This is a genomic window from Weizmannia acidilactici (assembly GCF_008974185.1).
In the GTDB taxonomy this organism is placed as follows: domain Bacteria; phylum Bacillota; class Bacilli; order Bacillales; family Bacillaceae_C; genus Weizmannia; species Weizmannia acidilactici.
Genome location: NZ_BKZP01000102.1, coordinates 1 through 753 on the forward strand (window position 1 = coordinate 1; position 753 = coordinate 753).

The 753-nt window shown below is 43.4% G+C and carries 1 pseudogene; it reads right to left on the bottom strand.

The features are described from left to right. Positions 1–94 precede the first annotated feature (94 nt). Positions 95–753, bottom strand: a pseudogene (locus BpJC4_RS15860) (IS110 family transposase); the annotation flags it as partial.

Below are 753 nucleotides of genomic sequence, written 5' to 3' on the forward strand. Positions count from 1 at the left end.
TTCTTCCCAACGATCCTTAGACGGCTTATAAGGTACGTTCGATGATGATTTTTTCCTCTCAATGGTCCTTAGACGGATTGTAAGGTACGTTATGCCCTTTAAATTTTCCTGAACTATGTTCTTTCAAGGAGAGCCCTGCTAAATTTACAAGCTGTTGGGGGTCGTGATATCCCCCACCTCAGCGAAAAATAAAGCGACTGTGGTCTTGCCCAAGCCAGGGATAGCCATCATTTGCCTGGCCCCGGGAGATCTTCTACCAGGCTTTCCAGCTGACTGATTTGCTGATTATAAAGCTCATACTGCTCAAGCAGGCAGTCTATTTCTCGTTTGGCAAATTTGATGCCAATGCTCTTTCTGGCTGCTTCCACAAGTTTTGTTGCCTTTTTGATGCCGACGCCTCTTTGAACCTGTGTCTTCCATTTCTCCCCTTAAATTTGTGAAGGGAATGGAAACATTTTTAAGGTACAAAGGGCCGCTTTGCCTTCCCAGTCTTTGAAAACATCAAAGAACTCAGGAAAATAACGCTGAATGGCATTCTGAATACGACCATTTGTGATCATAAGCTGTTTGACGAGTTGATCTCTTAATTTAGCGACTTCTCTCAGCTCAGCATAAATGCCGTCCAGGCGTCCGTCCTTAATCAGCTGTGCAATCACTTTGGCATCTTTCGTATCGTTTTTCGTTAGGGAATTGTCATACAGTTCTTTGCTTTTCTTCACATGCATCGGATTGACTAATACAAAATCATAGCCT